1 protein-coding gene is annotated in these 775 nt (G+C 74.5%); it reads right to left on the reverse strand.

The features are described from left to right. On the reverse strand, positions 1-669 hold a 669-nt coding region (locus ACI8AB_RS22675; protein ID WP_456951980.1), incomplete at its 3' end, for a helix-turn-helix domain-containing protein. Positions 670-775 lie beyond the last annotated feature (106 nt).

The following is a 775-nucleotide window of genomic DNA, read 5'->3' on the forward strand; positions in this document are numbered from 1 at the left end:
GCGGGCGATGCCGTGCGCGGCGAAGAAGGCTGCGGCCCGGCGCAGGAAGCCGGCGCAGGTGTCGGCGCGCTCGTCGGGGTGGATCTCGGCGTAGGCCAGCCGGGTGTGGTCATCGACGGCGCAGTGCACGTAGTCGTAGCCGATCCGGCGTCCGGCGCCGACCTCGGCGCGGCTGAAGCTGTTCTGCGCCGAGCCCCGCCCGTGGGCGCGCCAGCCGCCGCCTGGCCGGATGGCGCCGAGCTTCTTCACATCCACGTGCACCAGCTCGCCGGGGCGGGCCCGCTCATAGCGGCGCACCGGCTCTCCGCTGGGCCGGTCCAGCCAGGCCAGCCGCGGCATGCGGTGGCGGGTCAGGATCCGGTGCACCGTGGAGGCGGCCAGCCCCAGGAGCGCCGCGATCCGGACCGGACCCAGCCGCCGGTCCCGGCGCAGCGCCAGCACGGCCGCCTCCACATCCGGCGCGGTGCGTCCCGGCGAGGAGTACGGGCGGCAGGAGCGATCCAGCAGCCCGGGGATGCCCTCGGTGCGGTAGCGGGCCAGCCACTTGTAGGCGGTGGTGCGGGAGATGCCCATCTCCGCGGCCACGTGCGCGGCCGGGCGGCCGGCCAGCACCCGCCGCACGAGCTGCAGACGAGACCACGGCGACAGCCGCGGCATAGCGTGGACCACGAAGACCTCCGGTTGAGCGGGCGACGTCAGACATCCCCACTCCGCCGGAGGTCTTCCTGCCGATCAAGCCCTCAACGGCGTGTCAACAAGGTCCGTGGGCACTACA

It is taken from the genome of Geodermatophilus sp. SYSU D00698, from assembly GCF_054050335.1.